Consider the following 400-nt stretch of genomic DNA (forward strand, 5'->3'; position numbering starts at 1 on the left):
GGACAGGCGTTCCTTGACCGCGCGCTCGACACGCACCAGGCCCACGCGGAACTGGTTCTCGGCCATTTCGCCGACGCAACGGACGCGACGGTTGCCCAGGTGGTCGATGTCATCGACGATGCCCTTGCCGTTACGGATGTCGACGAGGGTCTTGAGCACATCGATGATGTCTTCCTTGCTCAGGACGCCCGGACCTTCGATCTCGGTACGACCGATACGGCGGTTGAACTTCATCCGGCCTACGGCCGACAGGTCGTAACGCTCGGCGCTGAAGAACAGATTGCCGAACAGGGTCTCGGCAGCTTCCTTGGTCGGCGGCTCGCCCGGACGCATCATCCGGTAGATCTCGACCAGGGCTTCCAGCTGGTTGCTGGTGTTGTCGATCTTCAGGGTGTCGGAG

The 400-nt window shown here is 62.2% G+C and carries 1 protein-coding gene; it reads right to left on the reverse strand.

The features are described 5' to 3' along the window. Positions 1-400 (reverse strand): hypothetical protein (locus IM725_RS20160; protein WP_193782413.1); only part of this gene is annotated, 400 nt, incomplete at both ends.

Source organism: Ramlibacter aquaticus (genome assembly GCF_015159745.1).
In the GTDB taxonomy this organism is placed as follows: Bacteria; Pseudomonadota; Gammaproteobacteria; order Burkholderiales; family Burkholderiaceae_C; genus Ramlibacter; species Ramlibacter aquaticus.